The following is a 17,543-nucleotide window of genomic DNA, read 5'->3' on the forward strand; positions in this document are numbered from 1 at the left end:
CCCACACCGTGTCCGCCGAACACCACCACTCGAGGAAGCGCACCATGACGAACGACACCACGAGCACCGAAGAGCACGCCGCCGCACGGCACCGTCACCAGGCCGGACCGGCGATCGCGATCCTCCGCGGCGGCACCGGCGACCACGTCGAGGACGTCATCGCCACCCTGGTCGACTCCGGCGTGACGGCGATCGAGATCACCACGAACACCCCGCGCTGGCGCGAGGGCATCGCGTGGGCGGTCGATCGGTACGGTTCCGCGGCCTCCATCGGCGTCGGCACGGTGCTCGACGTCCGCCAGCTCGACGAGGCCGCCGCTGCCGGTGCCTCGTTCGCCGTCAGTCCCCACCTCGACGCCGAACTCGGCGAGCGCGCGCACGAGCGTGGCCTCGGCTGGTACCCCGGTGCCGCGACCCCGACCGAGATCGTCCGCGCGTGGCGGCTCGGTGCCCGTGCGGTGAAGGTGTTCCCGGCGGCGCAGCTCGGCGGCCCCGCGTTCCTGAAGCAGGTCCTGGCACCGCTCGACTTCATCGACGTCATCCCGACCGGTGGCATCGGGGTCGACGACGCCCCGGACTACCTGGCCGCCGGTGCGGTCGCCGTCGGACTCGGGTCCCCGCTCGTCGGCGACGCGCTGACCTCGGGCGACCTCGACGCCCTGCGGGAGCGGGCCGGCCGCCTCGTCGCGGCGCTCGACCGATGACCGGGCAGCAGCCCACCGGCGAGCAGTCCAGCGGCAGCGTCGTCCTGCTGCGCGGCGGGTCGGTTTTCGGTGCGGACGGGGCCCAGGTGCGCGCCGACGTCCTCGTCACCGACGCCGTCATCCGCGCCGTCGGTGCCGACCTGGACCCCCCTGCCGACGCGCACGTGATCGACTGCGACGGACGACTGGTGCTCCCGGGCTTCGTGGACGCGCACTCGCACGCCGGGTCGCTCGTGTTCGACGAGGGCGTGCAGCTCGCGCTCCTGCGCCAGGGCGTGACCACGATCGTGACCGGACAGGACGGCGTCGGACCGGCACCGGGCGACGGTTCGTACGCCGACACGTACTTCGCCGCCATCGACGGTCCGCACCCGACGTACCGCGGTGGCGGGGTCGACGGCCTGCTGACGACCTACGACGGCACGACCCCGGTCAACGTCGCGACGCTCGTGCCCGCCGGCACGGTCCGTCACCAGGTCATGGGCGACGACCCGGGGCCGGCGGACAGCGCGCAGCTGGCCGCGATGCAGGGGCTCGTGCGCGACGGCCTCGCAGCCGGCGCGGTCGGTCTGGCGACGGGGCTCGACTACGTCCCCGGTCTGTTCGCCGGCACCGCCGAACTCGCGGCACTCTGCACCGAGGTCGCTGCCGTCGACGGCCTCTACGTGTCGCACATGCGCGGCGGTTACGAGGGGAACGCCCGCGCCGGGCTCGACGAGATCGCCGAAATCGTCCGCGCGTCGGGCGTCCGGGCGCACGTCTCGCACCTGCACGCGCCCGTCGACCTCGCGGTGACCGTACTGGCCGCGCTCGAGGCGGAGGGCGCCCCGATGTCGTTCGACGCCTACCCGTACTCGCGCGGCTGCACGATCCTGTCGATGCTGCTCCTGCCCGCGGCCCTCGCCCGCCCCGGCACCGAGGACCTCGCCCACGCCGTCGCCGACGACGAGGGTCGCGCTGCGGTCCGGGCGGCCGTGCTCGACCGTGTGCTGTCCCGCGCCGACCTCGGCACCGGATGGGCGGAGCAGATCACGCTGTCCCACGTGCCCGCCGCCGAGTTCCACGCGCTGCAGGGCCGCACCCTGGCCGACGCCGCCGAGGCGACCGGGACGGACCCGGTGGACCTGGCCCTCGACGTCCTGGTCGACTCGGCACTGCAGGTCACCGCCGTGATGCGCGTGCCCCGTCCCCGGACCGCCGACGACCTGGCACCGCTCTTCCGGCTGCCCGGGCACACGGCCGGTTCGGACGGCATCTTCGTGGGCACGCACCCGCACCCGCGGGCGTACGGCACGTTCGCGCGATACCTGCAGGACTTCGCCCGCCCGGGGCTCCTGACCTGGCGCGAAGCCTCGCGGCACCTGTCCACCACCGCGGTCGAGCGACTCGGCCTCGGTCGACGGGGCGCAGTGGCCGTCGGGGCGGTCGCCGACCTCGTGGTCGTGGACCCCGATCGGGTCGCGGCGCGGTCGTCCTACGACGAACCGATGCGCCTGGCCGAGGGCATCGACGACGTCCTCGTCGCCGGTGTCCCCGTACTGGCCGACGGCGCTCTGACGCACGCGACCCCCGGTGCCGGGCTGCGTCGCCACCCGGGCCGGATCGACCACGAGCAGGGAGCAGCGAGCACCGGGGGACGGTGACGCAGCGCAGCGAGGTGCCTCGGTGAGGCTTCACACAGCCTGTACCGACGTCACGAAGTGCTCGGCAGCACCGCCACGACGTCGATCTCGACCAGGATGTTCGCCAGGTGGGACTGCACGGTGGTGCGGACGGGGTACGGCTGCGAGAAGTGCTTCGCGTACTCCTCGTTGAAGGCCGGGAAGTCGCGGTCGGAGTGCTCGAGGTGCACCGTGGACTTCACGACGTCGTCGAGCGTTGCACCGTGCTCGGCCAGCACCGCCGCGACGTTGGCCAGCACCTGCGCGGTCTGACCGGCCACGTCGTCGGCGATCGCACCCGTGGCGGGGTCCTGCGGGCCGAACCCGGCGGTGTAGATGAAGCCGTTGGCGACGATGCCCTGGCTGTAGGGCCCGGCGGGCTTCGGGGCGTTGTCGGTCACGATGGCGGTCTTCGGCGCGTTGGAGTTCGGCACGGTTCCTCCTGGGGTTCGTCGGTCGTCGGCGGAGACTCCAGGCTAGGCGGACGCCACGCGGTGGGGCCGACCACCCGACCAGCGCATTCCGCATTGCAGAACGCAGGGCGGGCCTGGCGTCCGGGGTGCCGCACCGACCACCCAGGTGGAGGGCGACTACCCTGGCCGGGTGCCGTCCTCCCTGCCCGAACGCCGCGGAGCGCGCGCGTGAGCCGGCTCGACGGCGCGGTCACCGGGACCGCCGCGACCGGACGGCGCCGCGCACTCGACACCGTCACCTCGCTGCCGGCGTGGGCGGCCGTGCTGCTCGTCTGGACCGGCGGCCGGATCGTGTCGACGCTGTGGCTGGCACTCGCGTACCCGCTCATCGGACGGGCGATGCCGGACAACGCCATCTGGGGCAACGGGCACGGCTTCACGGCGTTCCTCACCGCCTGGGACGGCCAGTACTACGAGCAGATCTCGCTGCACGGGTACCCCGACGTGCTGCCGGTCGACGCCGTCGGCAACGTGGCGCAGAACGCCTGGGCCTTCCTGCCGGCGTTCCCGTTCACGATCCGGATGCTCACCGCCTCGACCGGGCTGCCGTTCACCGTCGGCGCCCCGCTCATCTCCGTGCTGGCCGGTCTGCTGGCGACCTACCTGCTGCACCGCCTGGTCCGCGACCGTGCGGGCAACGCCGCGGCGATGTGGGCCGTGTTCTTCTTCACGTGCGGGCCGCTGTCCTTCCTGCTGCAGGTCGGCTACGCGGAGAGCATGTTCCTCGCGCTCACGTTCGGCGCACTGCTCGCCCTGGAGCGGCGCCGGTACGGGCTGCTCACCGTGCTCGGGGTCGCTGCTGCCTTCACCCGTCCGGGCGCATTGGCCGTCCCGCTCGTGCTCGGGGTCATCGCCCTGGTGCGGTGGGTCCGGGCTCGCCGTGAGACCGGGCGGGTGCTCGACACCTTCCCACTCCGCGAGCAGGTGCAGGTCGTGGCCGCCGGTGCCGTGATGGTGGTGGCGGGTCTCGCGTGGCCGGTCATCGCGTCGCACGTGACCGGCACGCCGAACGCCTACCTCGAGACCGAGATGTCGTGGTGGGTGAACTTCATCGGCCGCGTGGACTTCGTGCCCTTGTCGCCGTGGTTCCTCATCGCCGGGCGCTGGCTCGGCGTCGGTGGGATCCTGATCGTGGTGTTCCTGCTCGTCGGGTTCCCGATCTGGCTGCTCCGCCGGTCGACGAAGCGGCTCGGGTCGACGACCGTGCTGTACTCGGCCGCCTACGCGCTCTACATCTTCGCGGTGTCGCTGCCGATGGCCTCGACCCCGCGGCTGCTCATGCCCCTGGCGCCGTTGTTCGGCTCGCCGGAGCTCGTCGCCAAGCCGTGGATGCGGTGGACGTTCGTCACCGCGGCGCTGGCCGGGCAGCCGGTACTCGTCGCGGTGCTCTGGCTGCTCGGGCCTCCGTAGCGACGACGGCGACGACGGCAGCGGCCTCGACGACAGCTCCGACGCGGAACGACGGCACCGACGTCGTACGACATCGATCCCGTCGTTCGGAGTCGGATCGAGCCGAGCCGAGCCCGCCCGCTCCTAGAGATCGACGGTCCCGTGGTCCCCGGTGTCCGGCTGGCTCTGCTTGCCGAGTGCTGCCTTGAGCGTCTGCACGAGGCTGCCGACCGGACCGGTGTCCTGCGTCCAGTACTCGACCGAGTCGCCCGACACCGTGAGGAGTCGGATCGAGGGGTCGTCGCGGCCGTCCGGGAACCAGGCCTCGGCGAACGGCGACCACAGCTCGTCGATCACGGCGCTGTCCTGCGTCACCGTGGCGGTGCCGGCGATGGACAGGTAGCCGCCCTGCGACTCGATGGAGACGTTGACGTGGGGGTTCCTGGCGATGTCGTCGACCTTCTCGCTGCCGTCCTGCACCAGGAAGCGGAGAGTCCCGTTGAACGCCTTGTCCTGCACGGCGAGCGGCCGGGCGTGCAGCTGGCCGTCCTCGCTCACCGTCGTCAACAGGGCCGTGTGGGCGCCGTGGACGATGTCCGAGATGGCGGCGCGCTCTTCCGTCTGCGTGTCGGTCATGATGCTCCTTTGCGTCGTGCGCCCCACCCGTCCCGACGTTCGACCGCGGGTCCGGCGGGGCCGTACCGTTCCCGCCAGTGTGCCCCTCGACGCTGGGCGCGTCCGGCACGCGGCAGCACCACCCCGACCGGGAGGCCCGCGCCGACTCCCCCGGACACGTCCGGACGCGCGGGTGGCCGGACCGCAGTGCCCGTACCCGGTCCGGCGCACTCCATGCGTCCGCACGGAACGGGTCAGGCGGGCTCGCGGATGGTGGTCTCGACGTCGACGACCTGCGGCACCCGCGGCATCGAGGCGAAGCCGAACGCCACGGGCGGGTCGAGCGGCGCCAGGGTGCCGAGGGGCTCCCCCGCCCAGGTTCCGCGCACGCCGGTGACGTCGTGGGCCCCGGTCACGCCGTAGTACTCGCGCCGACCGTTCCCTGCCGAGCCGGCGGTGCCGGATCCGGGAGCGACGAGCCGGGCGAGCGGGTCGATCGCGGCGAGCCACCGCGGGTCGCGGGCGATCGGCTTCGGGACCACGCGGAGGATGCGTCCGAGCGGTGAGATCGTGCCGACGTCGACCGAGACCTGCAGGGCGCCGGCGTCGAGCTCCAGGCCACGGGCCGTCCGTCGAGCCCGCACGTCGACCACGGACACGGTGTCGAACCGGTAGGTGCCGGAGACGTAGGCGGCGACGATCTCGTCCGGTGCGAGCAGCACGCTGGTGCCGTCGGGCAGCTCGAGGAACACGTCGGTGAACGCCCCGAAGGGCGAGCGGTCCCACATCCCGACGACGATCCGGACGCCCGAGGTGGTGCCGACGCCCATGATCCGGCCGCGGAACCGGCGCTCGACGGGAGGGGTACTGGGACGTGACGGCATGCCGTGGACCGTACCCGGCGCGCCCGTGAGGCGGACCGACGGAGCCGACCCGCGCCTCCCGACCGACGGGTTCGCGGAAGCGACAGATCGCCTACGGGACGGGGACGGGCTCGGCGAGCAGCTCGCGCACGCGCGGCGCGACCCGGGTGCCGTAGAGCTCGATGGACCGCAGCATGTCCTCGTGCGGCAGGCGACCGGTCGCGTACCGCATGTCGAACCGCGAGGCGCCGAGGATCCGCATGTTCCGGGCGATCTTCCGCGCCACGGTCTCCGGCGACCCGACGTACAGCGAGCCGCCGGCGGACAGGCCCGCGTGGTAGCCGGCGACATCGAGGGGCGGCCAGCCGCGCTCCCGGCCGAGCTGGTCGGTGACGGCCTTGTGGTACGGCCAGTACCGCTCGGCGGCTTCCTCGTCGGTCGCCGCGACGAAGCCCGGCGAGTGCATCGCGATGGGCTGCTGCGGCAGGTCGAGCTGGGCGAGCGCCTGACGGTACAGCCGCGAGAACGGGGCGAACTGCGCCGGCTGCCCGCCGATGATGGCGAGGAAGAGCGGCAGGCCGTACGACGCCGCACGGATGACCGACTGCGGGGAACCGCCGACGCCGATCCAGGTGGGGATGGCGCCGTGCTCGAGCTTCGGGAAGACGTCCTGGTCGACCAGGCTCGCGCGCTTCGTGCCGGACCAGGTGACGGCGTCGCCGCCGCGCAGGGCCGCCCAGAGCTGCAGTTTCTCCTCGAACAGGACCTCGTAGTCGGACAGCTCGTGGCCGAACAGCGGGAACGACTCGGTGAAGGAGCCACGACCGAGGATGACCTCGGCACGGCCGTCCGAGATCGCGTCGACGGTCGCGAAGCGCTCGTAGACGCGCACGGGGTCGTCGGACGACAGCACCGTGACGGCGGAGCCCATCCGGATGCGGGAGGTCGACGCGGCGATCGCAGCGAGGACGACCTCGGGTGCGCTCACCACGAAGTCGGCGCGGTGGTGCTCACCGACGCCGATGAAGTCGATGCCGACCTGGTCGGCGAGGACGGCCTGGGCGACGACGTCGCGGATGCTCTGCGCGTCGGACTTGAGGCTGCCGTCGGCGAGTTCGGTGACGTCGCCGAAGGTGTCGATGCCGAGCTCCACGGGGCCGATCCGCTCGGGTGCGGGCGGCGGGACGTCCGAGGGGCGGTCGGTGCCGAATGCGTTGCTCATGGTTCCTCCTGGTCGCACTTCCATGCGTATGCATCAAAATAGCACGGCCGAGCTGTGATGGCCAGCGCCCGCGTGTACGGTCGCCCGCATGCCGAAGCTCCCTGACCAGACCGGACGCAGGATCATCGTCACCGGCTCCAACAGTGGCACCGGGAAGGAAGCCGCGACCCGTCTCGCGGCCGCCGGCGCGAGCGTCGTGCTCGCCGTGCGCACGACCGCGAAGGGCGATGCCGCCGCGGCCGAGATCCGCGCAGCCCACCCACGGGCCGATGTCGAGGTACGCGAACTCGACCTGGCGGACCTGGCGAGCGTGCGCCGCTTCGCCGAGGGCATCGTCGGCGAGGACCGCCCGATCGACGTCCTGGTGAACAACGCCGGCGTCATGGCGCCGCCGCAGCGCTTCGAGACGGTCGACGGCTTCGAGTTGCAGTTCGGCACGAACTTCCTCGGCCCGTTCGCGCTGACGAACCTGCTGCTGCCCTCGCTGCTGCGTGCCGAGGCACCGCGGGTCGCGACCATGTCGAGCCTCGCCGCGATCCCCGGCCGGATCCGCTTCGGCGACCTGCAGTGGGAACGCGGGTACAACGGCTGGCGCGCCTACGGCCAGTCCAAGCTCGCCGACCTGCTCCTCGCACTGCACCTGCACCGGCTGACCGTCGAGGCGGACGTCCCCCTCGTCAGCACCGCGGCGCACCCCGGCTACACCCGCACGAACCTGCAGTCGGCCGGGCGCTCGCTCGGACGCGCGAAGCCGGTGCGGCCCAGCAACCGCGCGCTCCCCTTCACGCAGGCGGTCGAGCAGGGCACCGAGCCGCTGCTCTACGCCGCGGTCGGCCCGAACGCGGTCGGCGGCGCCTACTACGGCCCGGCCGGCCCCTTCGGCCTGACCGGACCGACGACCGCCGTCTCGATCCCCGGGTCGGCACGGAGCGCCGACCTCGCCCGCTCGCTCTGGGCCGTCGCCGAGGACCTCACCGGGACGCGCCCGCCCCTCTGAGCGCGGGGCGCGGCTCGCACGGTGCGAGGGCGCTGCGGTCTGGTGCGAGGTTCCGTACTCGGTGCGACAGACCGCGGCTCGCACTGAGTACGGAACCTCGCACGGTGCGCGGGCGCGGGGCGCGGCCGGGAGGCCCGTGGCGCGTCCGGCGCGACGCCCGCGTCAGGCGCGGTGCAGCTCCACCGACCCGTCCAGCCGTCCGGGTTCGGTCAAGCGAGCGTGCTGCAGGACCGTGCGGTCCGGACCGATCGCCGCGGCGACGATCGACAGCGTCGTCATGTGCCCCTCGGCCTCGTGCGCGTCGCGGAGGATCGCGTCGGGGTGGTCGCTCGGCAGCGCAGCGGACTCGGCCAGGACACCGAACCACCCGCTCCACCCGTCTCCGGCGTCGTCGCCCGCGTCCACCGTCCGGAGTTCGTCGAAGGGCCCGAGCACCGGTGGCCCGACCGGGGCGTCCGCGGCACGGAAGGCCTCGAGCCACCGGCCGATGCGCGGCGCCGCCGGGTCGTCCGGTTCGCCGTGCGTCACCATGTGCACGCCGGGGCCGAGCTCGGTCGTGCGGACCCGCGTGCCGTCCCAGGTCAGGACCGCGGCGCCGTCGGCGGTCGCCCGCACCAGGTTGAACGCGCGGGTGGTCGGCAGCGTGCCGTCGTGTCCGGGCAACAGGTCGTCGGCGACGGCGTCGACCGGCACCACGCCGCGGGTCGTCCACGTGCCGTCGACACTCGGCACCGGTTCGCCGCGGTTGAGCACGACCGCCAGTCCGGCGCGGTCCGAGGCGGCGAGCCACGCACCGCCGGCAGCACGGTCGCGCACACCGCGGACCCCGGGGTCGCGATCGGGCCACCACGCAGCGGGCGGGTCCCACGGACGCTCGGGTGACTCGTCCCGCAGGGCGAGCACGGTGACGGGCCACGCGGACCCGGGGTCGACGCGGACGACGACGGTGCACATGCCGTCGATCCTCGCACGTGCCCCCGGTAGCGTGAGCGGCGTGAACGCAGCAGCAGAGCGCACCCTGACCGTCATCGTGGGGATCACCGGGGGCATCGCCGCCTACAAGGCCGTCGGCGTGGTCCGCGACCTCGTCAAGCGCGGGCACGAGGTGCACGTCGTCCCGACCGAGGGGGCGCTGCGCTTCGTGGGGCTGCCGACGCTCGAGGCGCTCAGCCGCAACCCCGTCACCACGAGCGTCTGGGACGACGTGTCCGAGGTCCGCCACGTCGCCCTCGGCCGCCGCGCGGACCTGGTCGTGGTGGCCCCGGCGACCGCGGACTCCCTGGCACGGATGGCGAACGGCCTGGCGAGCGACCTGCTCGGCACGACGCTGCTCGCCACCGACGCCCCGGTCGTCGTCGCGCCGGCGATGCACCCGCAGATGTGGGAACACCCCGCGACCCGGGCCAACGTCGCCGTCCTGCGCGAGCGGGGCGTGCACCTGGTCGGACCGGTGGTCGGCGCACTGACGGGCGACGACGCCGGCATCGGCCGGATGGCGGAACCCGAGGACATCGTCACCGCCGCGCTCGCCGTGCTGGACGGCCCTGCCGGTGCGGGGGCGGGGCGTCGCGCCGGCACCGACGGGGGCACGCAGTCCGGCGCCGGGGCCCGTGGCGAACAGGGCGACCTGTCCGGCGTCCGCGTGGTCGTCAGCGCGGGCGGTACCCGCGAACCGTTCGACCCGGTGCGCTTCGTCGGCAACCGGTCGAGTGGCCGGCAGGGCCTGGCGATCGCCGCCGACGCCGCAGCGCGCGGTGCCGTCGTCACCGTCGTCGCCGCGAACGTCGAGGCCGGCCTGACGGCAGGCATCGACGCGACCGTCGTGCCGGTGGGGTCAGCGCTCGAGCTCGCCGAGGCCGTGCACGCCGCGGCGGTCGATGCCGACGTCGTCGTGATGACCGCTGCCGTGGCCGACTACCGGCCTGCCGAGGTCCTCGCCGAGAAGCTCAAGAAGGACGCCCAGGGCGAGCGGATGACGCTCGAGCTGGTGCGGAACCCCGACGTGCTCGCCGACCTGGTGGCGGCCCGGCGCACCGGGCAGGTCATCGTCGGGTTCGCCGCCGAGACCGAACCCGACCGCGACGCCCGCGTCGCACTCGGACGCGCGAAGATCGCCCGCAAGCCCGCCGACCTGCTCGTCGTGAACCACGTCGGCTGGTCGGCCGGGTTCGAGCGCGAGGAGAACGCGATCGAGGTCCTGGTGCCGGGCGGCGAGGTGGTCCGCGAGACCTCGGGCACGAAGGCCGAGGTGGCGGCGGCGGTGCTCGACCTCGTCGCGACCGCACTGACCTGATTCCGAGGACGGGCGAGCACGATGGAGGCCATGCGACGACGTGAGCGGATCAAACGAGCCACCCGGACTGCCACCCTGCTCGCGGTGCTGCTCGGCGGTGCCGGCGTCACCCACTTCCTGCAGCCGCGCCACTACGACCGGATCGTGCCGGACACACTGCCACCGCGCCTGACGACCGTCGCGTCCGGCGTGGCCGAACTCGGCATCGCCGCCGGGCTCGCGTTCCCGGCCACACGCCGGGCCTCGGGGTGGGCTGCAGCTGCCCTGTTCGCCGCGGTCTTCCCCGCGAACGTGAAGATGGCGAACGACCTGCTCGACAGCCCGCGGTCGACCCGGGCGATGCGGTTGCTCTCCGTGCTCCGGCTCCCGCTGCAGGCCCCGCTCGTCCTGTGGGCCGTGCGCGTCGGTCGGCACGCACCGAAGCGGTGACCCAGCCGTCCTGGGCCCGTGCGGCGGCACCGCTGCTGCACCGGCCGGTGACCCAGCACGCATGGGACGACGTCGTCTTCGCGCACTGGCGGCACGACCCGGGTCCGCTGGCGCGACTCGTCCCGCGGGGAACGCGCCCCGACGTGGTCGACGGCAGCGCCTGGGTGGGACTGACGGCCTACGTCTTCCACGAGACGCGGGTGCCGCCGTTCCCCTCCGCCGGCCGCCTCGGACGCATGACCGAGGTCACCGTCGAGGTCCTGACCGTGGACGACCAGGGCCGGCGCGGCGTCGCGTACCGCACCGTGGACACCGCGAACGTGCCGGCGATCGTGGCCGCACACGCGCTGCTCGGCGTGCCCTACACCTTCGCGCACGCCCGGTCGCGCCGCCGCGGCGAGGTCGTCGCGCACCGGTCGGTCCGGCACCCCGCGCGTGCACTGCACCCGGTGCGCTGGGCGCGGTCGCTGCGGCAGGAACGCCCCTCGGGCACGGCCAGACCCCGGCACGCGGCCTCGATCCGGGTCACCGCCGGTGACGTCGTCGACACGCCACTGGCCGCCGAGCTCACCACCCGCGCCGGCATCCACGCCCGGTACCTGGCCCAGACGCTGTTCTGGCAGCGACAGCACCCGCCGCTGACCGTGCGGGCCGCGCACCTCGACCGGCTCGAGGGGGACCTGCCGGACGCCGTCGGCATGCCGGGACTGTTCGACCGGGCACCCGACTCGCTGCTCGTCGTCGACGGCACCACGGTGCGGTACGCCTGGGGTGGGGTCGTGCGGTGAGCGACCACGCCGCGGACGATGCCGCCCGGGACGACCTCGACCGATTCGTGCGGGCGCAGGACGGCGTGCACGACGACGCCCTCGCCGAGTTGCGGCGCGGACGGAAGACCTCGCACTGGATGTGGTTCGTCTTCCCGCAGCTCGCCGGCCTCGGGCGGAGCGCCACCGCCGAGCGCTACGGCGTGCGCGGGCTCACCGAGGCCCGCGCGTACCTCGCGCACCCGGTGCTCGGGGACCGGCTCCGGACCGCCGCGACCGTCGTCGCGGCTGCGCCGGCTCCGTCGGCCGATGCGCTGCTCGGTGGGACGGACGCCCTGAAGCTCCGGTCCTCGATGACACTGTTCGCCCGGGCGGCGACCGACCGGGAGCCCTTCGCAGCGGTGCTCGACCGGTGGTACGGCGGGGCGGAGGACCCGGTCACCGTCCGGCTGCTGGACGCGGGCGGGCGAGCGACCGGTGACACGCGCTGAGCCGAGCGGAACGCCGGTCTCATATCAGGTACGTTGATCGGTGCGCGTGCACCGACCGCGCCCCGATCGAAGGAGAACGCATGCCGGTCCCCCGCAGCGCCCCGACCGAGCACCAGCTGCTCCGCGACACCGTCCGGCACAAGATCCACGACGCGATCATGGACGGCACGCTCGTCCCCGGTGAGCGGCTCAACGACGACGAGCTCATCGCCTGGCTCGGCGTCTCCCGCACGCCGATCCGCGAAGCGCTGAGCCAGCTCTCCCGTGCCGGACTCATCGAGATGGCGCCGAACCGGTACACGCGCGTCACGACGCCGGACCCCGCCGAGGTCATCGAGGCGATGCAGACCCTCGGGGTGCTGTTCGGCGGCGTCGTCCGCCTCGCCGTCCCCCGCCTCGGTGCCGGCGCACGGAAGAAGATCCTCGCGCAGCTCGACAAGACGATCGCCGAGCTCGAGTCGCACGACGTCCCCGCCGTGAACCACGACGCGCTCGACGTGTTCGCGCTCTACGTCGCCGAGTGCGGCAACGAGAACCTGCAGCGCGTGTGCCGCGACACCATGGACGGCCTGGCGTTCCGCCTGCGCCTGCCGAACCTCGACGAACTCGTCGACTGGGACCGGATGACCGAGGACTTCCGTCGGCTGCGCACCGCGACCGAGTCCGGCGACAACGTCGCCGCCGAGCTCGCGGCCGAGGCGATCCACCAGCTGCCGGGCGAGAAGCGCTGAGTCCGGCTGTACCGCCGTACAGGAACCCGCCCGTCTCGCGCACGCGAGGCGGGCGGTCCGCGTTCCACGGGCCTCCCGGACACCCCGTCCAGACCCGCGACCGACGCGCACGACGCTCCCAGACTGCGGCTCCGGCGAGCCGATAGCATCGCTGGCGACCACCCGATCGCCCACCCGGAGCAGCACATGAGTCCTCGATCGACGGACCGTACCGAGGTCGCCGCACGTCTGGCCGCGGCGGTCGGACGGATCAACCGGCGAGCACGGACGGACTCGGCCTCGCTCGGGTACGGGATCGTGTCCGCACTCGCCACCATCCAGCGCGAAGGACCCCTGCGCCCGGGCGACCTGTCGCGGATCGAGGTGGTCACGAAGCCCACGATGACCCGCATCCTGACGGAGCTCGAACAGCGCGGCTTCATCGAGCGCGAAGCCGATCCCCGGGACGGCCGCGCCTTCATGGTCTCGGCCACCGACGAGGGCATCGCGGCGGTCGAACGGGCACGCTCGGACCGCACCGGGATCGTCGCCGAGCTCATCGCCGAACTCGGTGAGTCCGACGTCACCGCGATCGCCGGAGCGCTCGACGCCCTCGAACGCGTCGCCCAGGGCGACCGCACCCAGGAACCTCACACGTTCTAGGTCCGGACGGGCCGTTACCGAACCGTTACCAACGGGTGGACGGACGGTTCTGCCAGCGATCCTGGACGCGTCATCCAGTCTGACGAGTCATCGTGTCGGCTTCGCCCGACGGCGGCCTCCCCAGGGCCGGTCGCGGCGGACGGACGGGCCCCACACCACCGTCCGGTCCTCCCCGGTTCGCCGGACTCCCCCTGTTGCGCGCGTCTCGACGCGCGCAGCATCGCTCACCGTCCCCGACGTGCCGAGCAGCGCGGAGTCCCGCACCACGAACCGCCCGACCACCGGAACCGATGCCAGGACACACCCCCGACCTCCCCACCACCACCGCCTCGACCCGACGTGAGGCCCTGAACTCCCCCAGCCGGCGCATGCGCCGCGCCCTCCGCCACCGTGCGCTCCGACACCGTGCGACGTTGATCGTCGGCGGCGCCGCGGTCCTCGCCGTCGCCGGCGGCGCCCTCACGGTCGGCACCCAGCCCGCCATCGGCGAAGCGCTCGGCATGCCGACCGGCACCGCGAGTGCATCCGCTACGGCCCAGCCCGCCCTGCGCGGCATCGCCCTCGACCGTGCCCAGGCAGCGGCGACCATCTCGACCGCGAAGACCGTGATGACGACGGCGAACGCCAAGACCGACACGGCCTCGCTCGAGCAGCACATCGACGCACTCAGTGACTACCCGGAGCTGTCCGGCGCCGCGCTCACGACGCGCATCTCGTCGACCGTCGAGTCGACCGCGCACGTCGCGCAGGCCAGCGCCACGCAGGACAAGCGGGACGTCGACGCGAAGGCAGCAGCCGTCGCGAAGGCCGCCGCCGAGAAGCGCGCCGCAGCAGCAGCCGCCGAGGCCGCCCAGGAGCTGGCGGCGGGCAACACCGTCGCGGGCGCCAAGGCGACGGCGACCTCGCTGGCGTCCTCCGAGTACGGCTGGGGCTCCGACCAGTTCCAGTGCCTCGACAACCTGTGGACCAAGGAGTCGGGCTGGGACTACCAGGCCGTCAACGCGAACGGCGGGGCGACCGGCATCCCGCAGGCGCTGCCCGGCTCGAAGATGGCGACCATCGGCTCGGACTGGCAGACGAACGCCACGACCCAGATCAAGTGGGGCCTGCAGTACATCAGCGCCGCGTACGGCACCCCGTGCTCGGCGTGGGCGCACTCGCAGGCGAGCAACTTCTACTGAGCGGCGCGGGCCGGCCGTCTGCTGGCCCACGCAGCTGCACGTCGAACGGCCCCGGGTACCGCCCGGGGCCGTTCGTCCTGTAGGCATGCCGGGTGACGACGATCGGACTGCGCCGGATGGTGCCCCGCGACCCCGCCGAGGGACACCGTGCCGCGAGCCCCCTGGAACTGCTGTTCGACCTGGTGTTCGTCGTCGCGGTGGGCTTCGCCGCCACCAACCTGCACGAGATCGAGACCGAGGGGCGCGTCAGCTCCGCGGTGGTGGCGTACGCCATGGTGTTCTTCGCCATCTGGTGGGCGTGGCTGAACTTCAGCTGGTTCGCGACCTCGTTCGACACCGACGACTGGCTCTACCGCGTCACGACGTTCGTGCAGATGGCCGGCGTCCTCGTGCTCGCCGCCGGGGTGCACGCCGCCATGACCGAGGGCGACTTCACGGTGCCGGTGATCGGCTACGTCGTGATGCGCCTGGCGATGGTCGCGCAGTGGCTCCGCGTCGCCGTGTCGTCCTCGCGGTACCGCCGCACCGCACTCCGGTACGCCGTGGGCATCGTCGTCGTGCAGGTGCTCTGGGTCGGCATGCTCGCGCTGCCGCAGGGATCGACGGCGTGGGCGTTCCCCGTCCTCGTCTTGCTCGAGGTCCTCGTCCCGCCGATCGCCGAGGGCACGGGCGAGACGACGCCGTGGCACACGCACCACATCGCCGAGCGGTACGCGCTGTTCACCCTCATCGTGCTGGGCGAAGGACTCGTCGCCTCGGCGAACGCGGTCATCGACGGCATCGCCCAGGCCGACCACCTCGCGTCGCTGCTCGTGCTGGCCGCCGCCGGGCTCGTCATCGTCGCCGGACTCTGGTGGATCTACTTCTCGCGCGAGCAGCACGACCACATCCGGAACCTGCCGAGCGCGCTCGTGTTCGGCTACGGCCACTACTTCGTCTTCGCCGCCGCGGGTGCGCTGCCGGCCGGGATCGAGGTCGCGGTCAGCGCGGACGCCGGCGACGCCGACCTGTCGCACGCCACGGTCGCTGCGACCGTGGCCGTCCCGGTCGCGCTGTTCGTGCTCGCGATCTGGGCGCTCGCGCTCCGGCCGACGCTGTCCGCCGGGTGGAACGCGATCGTCGTCGTGCTCGCCCTCGCGATCCTCGCGACGATCGCGGTGCCCGACGTCTCCCTCGTCGCGACCGCGCTCCTCGTCGCCGCGATCGTCGTGGTGCTCGAGGTCGCCGAGCGGCGGCCCTGGACGCGACCCACGCGCTGACGGGAGGCCCGTGACGACGCCGCCATGGGCCTCCCGTCCGTCAGTGAGCCGGGTTCACCCCACCCGCGCGACCCGCACGTCGACCCGCGTGAGCGCCAGGCCGTGCGCCGACGCCGTCGTCAGGGCGACGTCGTGCACGGCACGGGCGACCTCGGGCGCGGGGCGGTGTCCGTCGGTGCCGATGACGACCCGCAGGACGCCGTCGTCGACGACGACGCGTGCGGGGGTCCTGCTGGACGCCATGCCGCGGACGGCGCTGACCGTGCTGGCCACGGTCGGGCGGGCACGGTAGAGGTCGGCGACGCCGGGGACGCCGACCACGGCCTGTTCGACCGCGGCGAGGGTGTCGTCGGTGGTGCTCATCGGGTCCCCTCGGTGTCGATCTCGGTGTCGGTGTCGGTGTCGTCGGTGTCGGGCTGCGGCTCGAGCAGGTCGCGGACCACCACGTCGATCGACTCGACGACCAGGTCGGTCTGCTCGGCCAGCGCCTGGGCGACCCCGGTGCGGACCAGGTCCGCCGTCGCGACGATCGACGGGCCCGACATGATCGCGACCTCGACGACCACACGGATCGGTGCGGCGAGTTCGGTGACGTCGCCGTCGAGCCGGCACCGGGCGACGAGGACGCCGGGAACACCGTCGCCGGTCCGGCGGATGAGCGATCGGATCGCTCCCTCGGTCATCACCGGGCGCTCCGACTCGGACTGCGCTCGGAGCGGGACGTCACGTCCGGAGCGGGACTCCAGCGAGATGTTGGCGAGCACGCCGCCGATCCACGACTCGTCGGCCGGGGCTTCGTCGCGGGCGGCGGCCTCGAGGGACCCGAGCGACGCGTGCCGCACCCGCAGGATCGCCGCGAGGGCGTTCTGGCACGCGGGTGAGCCGTCGATGCTGGGGTCCGGCGGCTGCATGCCGGCGTCCAGGTAGTCGGCGAGCTCGTCGATGGAGTGGCCGTCGAGGTCGTCGAGTTCGAGTGCGTCGAGGTCGCTCATCGCCATCCCTCCATGAGTCGGATCATGTTCTTCCTCGCTCGGGACAGGAGTCCGCGGACCGTCGAGGGGGGCAGGTCGAGTTCGGCGGCGATGTCGTCGTAGCTGTACTCGAGCACCTCCTTCATGATCCAGCAGCGTCGTTGGGCTTCGGGCAGTTCGGCGAGCGCTGTCTCCGCCGCTTCCTCGCGCGAGCGGGCCTCGGCGACCCGGTCGGGAGCGTCGTCGGCGGGTGCGGCGACCTCGAGTTCGGTGACGTCGTCGTGGAACCGTCGGGCCCGGATGCGGTCCAGGCACTTCCGGCTGAGGATCCGCATCAGCCAGGACTTCACCTTGGCGTGGTCCTCGAGACGGTCCAGGCGGTCCCACGCGGTGATGAACGTCTCCTGCACGACGTCGTCGAGTTCGTCGGTCGATCCCAGGGTCCGACGGGCGTAGGCGCGCAGGAGCGGTGTGTAGCGGCGGATCAGGACCTCGAAGGCCCGGACGTCGCCATCGGACGACCGGCCGGCGAGGACCGCGTCGTCGAGCTCGGCGAGGGACTGGTGGTGCACGCTTTCCTTCTACTGGTGGTGGTTGGAGTTCCGCTGGACGCGCTTGCGGACGGGGACGACGCGCAGCGGACCGACCGGTCGGGAGCTGAGCGAACGGATCCGGACCTGCGCCAACCCGTGCGCCGGTGCGTGCCTGCCGTGCGACGTCAGGCGGACGGCAACGATGTCGTCGTCGAGCATGGAGACTCCTCGGTCGGACCACCGGACGTGGTCCCTCACCGGTGTGACGCACCGAACCGGTGGTTCGTCACACGTGTCGACGGACTTGCGCCAGAGTTGTGGC

General features: G+C 73.1%; 21 protein-coding genes. 12 read left to right on the forward strand and 9 right to left on the reverse strand.

Annotated elements, in window-relative coordinates:
* The first annotated feature begins 44 nt into the window (after positions 1–44).
* Both DEJ14_RS13380 and DEJ14_RS13385 read left to right on the forward strand, forming a co-directional pair.
* Positions 45–704, forward strand: a complete 660-nt coding sequence (locus DEJ14_RS13380) for a bifunctional 4-hydroxy-2-oxoglutarate aldolase/2-dehydro-3-deoxy-phosphogluconate aldolase (RefSeq protein WP_111084349.1) — start codon at positions 45–47, stop codon at positions 702–704.
* A complete protein-coding gene (locus DEJ14_RS13385) occupies positions 701–2,347 on the forward strand; it encodes an N-acyl-D-amino-acid deacylase family protein (RefSeq protein WP_111084350.1) in 1,647 nt (548 codons plus the stop codon). The genes DEJ14_RS13380 and DEJ14_RS13385 overlap by 4 nt, the downstream gene beginning before the upstream one ends.
* A gap of 50 nt (positions 2,348–2,397) precedes the next feature.
* Here the strand turns inward: DEJ14_RS13385 and DEJ14_RS13390 are convergent, their stop codons facing one another.
* On the reverse strand, positions 2,398–2,799 hold the full coding sequence (locus DEJ14_RS13390; RefSeq protein ID WP_111084351.1) for a RidA family protein: 402 nt from the start codon (positions 2,797–2,799) through the stop codon (positions 2,398–2,400).
* 207 nt (positions 2,800–3,006) lie between these two features.
* Between DEJ14_RS13390 and DEJ14_RS13395 the strand changes: the two genes are divergently transcribed.
* Positions 3,007–4,248, forward strand: coding sequence for a putative hexosyltransferase (locus tag DEJ14_RS13395; protein WP_111084352.1), 1,242 nt, complete (start codon positions 3,007–3,009; stop codon positions 4,246–4,248).
* Between the two features lie 123 nt (positions 4,249–4,371).
* Here the strand turns inward: DEJ14_RS13395 and DEJ14_RS13400 are convergent, their stop codons facing one another.
* From DEJ14_RS13400 to DEJ14_RS13410, 3 genes are all read right to left on the reverse strand, one after another.
* On the reverse strand, positions 4,372–4,863 hold the full coding sequence (locus DEJ14_RS13400) for a pyridoxamine 5'-phosphate oxidase family protein (protein ID WP_111084353.1): 492 nt from the start codon (positions 4,861–4,863) through the stop codon (positions 4,372–4,374).
* 233 nt (positions 4,864–5,096) lie between these two features.
* The gene (locus DEJ14_RS13405) at positions 5,097–5,726 is read right to left on the reverse strand and encodes a hypothetical protein (protein ID WP_111084354.1); all 630 of its coding nucleotides are present in this window, start codon (positions 5,724–5,726) and stop codon (positions 5,097–5,099) included.
* A 91-nt stretch (positions 5,727–5,817) separates the two neighbouring features.
* Complete coding sequence (locus DEJ14_RS13410; protein WP_250900335.1) at positions 5,818–6,927, reverse strand: LLM class flavin-dependent oxidoreductase; 1,110 nt, start codon at positions 6,925–6,927, stop codon at positions 5,818–5,820.
* Between the two features lie 88 nt (positions 6,928–7,015).
* On the opposite strand from DEJ14_RS13410, the gene DEJ14_RS13415 reads away from it, so the two are divergent.
* The gene (locus tag DEJ14_RS13415; RefSeq protein ID WP_111084355.1) at positions 7,016–7,924 is read left to right on the forward strand and encodes an SDR family oxidoreductase; all 909 of its coding nucleotides are present in this window, start codon (positions 7,016–7,018) and stop codon (positions 7,922–7,924) included.
* Between the two features lie 162 nt (positions 7,925–8,086).
* Here the strand turns inward: DEJ14_RS13415 and DEJ14_RS13420 are convergent, their stop codons facing one another.
* Entirely contained in the window at positions 8,087–8,878 is a 792-nt protein-coding gene (locus tag DEJ14_RS13420; protein WP_173169278.1) for an NRDE family protein, read from the reverse strand.
* A 64-nt stretch (positions 8,879–8,942) separates the two neighbouring features.
* Between DEJ14_RS13420 and DEJ14_RS13425 the strand changes: the two genes are divergently transcribed.
* From DEJ14_RS13425 to DEJ14_RS13460, 8 genes are all read left to right on the forward strand, one after another.
* The gene (locus DEJ14_RS13425) at positions 8,943–10,217 is read left to right on the forward strand and encodes a bifunctional phosphopantothenoylcysteine decarboxylase/phosphopantothenate synthase (protein ID WP_111084483.1); all 1,275 of its coding nucleotides are present in this window, start codon (positions 8,943–8,945) and stop codon (positions 10,215–10,217) included.
* Positions 10,218–10,247: 30 nt separating this feature from the next.
* Complete coding sequence (locus DEJ14_RS13430) at positions 10,248–10,646, forward strand: DoxX family protein (RefSeq protein WP_111084357.1); 399 nt, start codon at positions 10,248–10,250, stop codon at positions 10,644–10,646.
* On the forward strand, positions 10,643–11,434 hold the full coding sequence (locus DEJ14_RS13435) for a DUF2071 domain-containing protein (RefSeq protein WP_181437427.1): 792 nt from the start codon (positions 10,643–10,645) through the stop codon (positions 11,432–11,434). The genes DEJ14_RS13430 and DEJ14_RS13435 overlap by 4 nt, the downstream gene beginning before the upstream one ends.
* Complete coding sequence (locus tag DEJ14_RS13440) at positions 11,431–11,904, forward strand: DUF1810 domain-containing protein (protein WP_111084359.1); 474 nt, start codon at positions 11,431–11,433, stop codon at positions 11,902–11,904. The genes DEJ14_RS13435 and DEJ14_RS13440 overlap by 4 nt, the downstream gene beginning before the upstream one ends.
* Before the next feature lie 80 nt (positions 11,905–11,984).
* The gene (locus DEJ14_RS13445; protein WP_111084360.1) at positions 11,985–12,635 is read left to right on the forward strand and encodes a GntR family transcriptional regulator; all 651 of its coding nucleotides are present in this window, start codon (positions 11,985–11,987) and stop codon (positions 12,633–12,635) included.
* Between the two features lie 186 nt (positions 12,636–12,821).
* Positions 12,822–13,277: a MarR family winged helix-turn-helix transcriptional regulator gene (locus DEJ14_RS13450; protein WP_111084361.1), complete on the forward strand. Its 456-nt coding sequence runs from the start codon at positions 12,822–12,824 to the stop codon at positions 13,275–13,277.
* Between the two features lie 290 nt (positions 13,278–13,567).
* Positions 13,568–14,458, forward strand: a complete 891-nt coding sequence (locus DEJ14_RS13455; protein ID WP_146249690.1) for an aggregation-promoting factor C-terminal-like domain-containing protein — start codon at positions 13,568–13,570, stop codon at positions 14,456–14,458.
* Between the two features lie 92 nt (positions 14,459–14,550).
* Complete coding sequence (locus DEJ14_RS13460; RefSeq protein ID WP_258373187.1) at positions 14,551–15,717, forward strand: low temperature requirement protein A; 1,167 nt, start codon at positions 14,551–14,553, stop codon at positions 15,715–15,717.
* Between the two features lie 54 nt (positions 15,718–15,771).
* On the opposite strand, the gene DEJ14_RS13465 is transcribed toward DEJ14_RS13460, so the two are convergent.
* From DEJ14_RS13465 to DEJ14_RS13480, 4 genes are read right to left on the reverse strand one after another with little or no spacing between them, the layout of a single operon-like run.
* Complete coding sequence (locus DEJ14_RS13465; protein WP_111084363.1) at positions 15,772–16,080, reverse strand: hypothetical protein; 309 nt, start codon at positions 16,078–16,080, stop codon at positions 15,772–15,774.
* Positions 16,077–16,709: a hypothetical protein gene (locus tag DEJ14_RS13470; RefSeq protein ID WP_146249691.1), complete on the reverse strand. Its 633-nt coding sequence runs from the start codon at positions 16,707–16,709 to the stop codon at positions 16,077–16,079. Before DEJ14_RS13470 ends, DEJ14_RS13465 begins: the two co-directional genes overlap by 4 nt.
* Positions 16,706–17,260, reverse strand: a complete 555-nt coding sequence (locus DEJ14_RS13475) for an RNA polymerase sigma factor (protein ID WP_111084365.1) — start codon at positions 17,258–17,260, stop codon at positions 16,706–16,708. Before DEJ14_RS13475 ends, DEJ14_RS13470 begins: the two co-directional genes overlap by 4 nt.
* 9 nt (positions 17,261–17,269) lie before the next feature.
* Positions 17,270–17,440 carry a hypothetical protein gene (locus tag DEJ14_RS13480; protein WP_181437428.1) on the reverse strand — a complete coding sequence of 57 codons (171 nt, stop codon included), beginning with the start codon at positions 17,438–17,440 and terminating at the stop codon, positions 17,270–17,272.
* Between the last annotated feature and the right edge of the window lie 103 nt (positions 17,441–17,543).

It is taken from the genome of Curtobacterium sp. MCJR17_020, assembly GCF_003234365.2.
Taxonomy (GTDB): Bacteria; Actinomycetota; Actinomycetes; order Actinomycetales; family Microbacteriaceae; genus Curtobacterium.

Bases quoted from the DNA above. Each gene is read 5' to 3' on its own strand.
- DEJ14_RS13410 (WP_250900335.1), bottom strand. From the start codon at position 6,927: ATGAGCAACGCATTCGGCACCGACCGCCCCTCGGACGTCCCGCCGCCC.
- DEJ14_RS13470 (WP_146249691.1), bottom strand. From the start codon at position 16,709: ATGAGCGACCTCGACGCACTCGAACTCGACGACCTCGACGGCCACTCC.
- DEJ14_RS13400 (WP_111084353.1), bottom strand. From the start codon at position 4,863: ATGACCGACACGCAGACGGAAGAGCGCGCCGCCATCTCGGACATCGTC.
- DEJ14_RS13445 (WP_111084360.1), top strand. From the start codon at position 11,985: ATGCCGGTCCCCCGCAGCGCCCCGACCGAGCACCAGCTGCTCCGCGAC.
- DEJ14_RS13415 (WP_111084355.1), top strand. From the start codon at position 7,016: ATGCCGAAGCTCCCTGACCAGACCGGACGCAGGATCATCGTCACCGGC.
- DEJ14_RS13480 (WP_181437428.1), bottom strand. From the start codon at position 17,440: ATGCTCGACGACGACATCGTTGCCGTCCGCCTGACGTCGCACGGCAGG.
- DEJ14_RS13405 (WP_111084354.1), bottom strand. From the start codon at position 5,726: ATGCCGTCACGTCCCAGTACCCCTCCCGTCGAGCGCCGGTTCCGCGGC.
- DEJ14_RS13455 (WP_146249690.1), top strand. From the start codon at position 13,568: ATGCCAGGACACACCCCCGACCTCCCCACCACCACCGCCTCGACCCGA.
- DEJ14_RS13430 (WP_111084357.1), top strand. From the start codon at position 10,248: ATGCGACGACGTGAGCGGATCAAACGAGCCACCCGGACTGCCACCCTG.
- DEJ14_RS13420 (WP_173169278.1), bottom strand. From the start codon at position 8,878: ATGTGCACCGTCGTCGTCCGCGTCGACCCCGGGTCCGCGTGGCCCGTC.
- DEJ14_RS13380 (WP_111084349.1), top strand. From the start codon at position 45: ATGACGAACGACACCACGAGCACCGAAGAGCACGCCGCCGCACGGCAC.
- DEJ14_RS13450 (WP_111084361.1), top strand. From the start codon at position 12,822: ATGAGTCCTCGATCGACGGACCGTACCGAGGTCGCCGCACGTCTGGCC.
- DEJ14_RS13385 (WP_111084350.1), top strand. From the start codon at position 701: ATGACCGGGCAGCAGCCCACCGGCGAGCAGTCCAGCGGCAGCGTCGTC.
- DEJ14_RS13465 (WP_111084363.1), bottom strand. From the start codon at position 16,080: ATGAGCACCACCGACGACACCCTCGCCGCGGTCGAACAGGCCGTGGTC.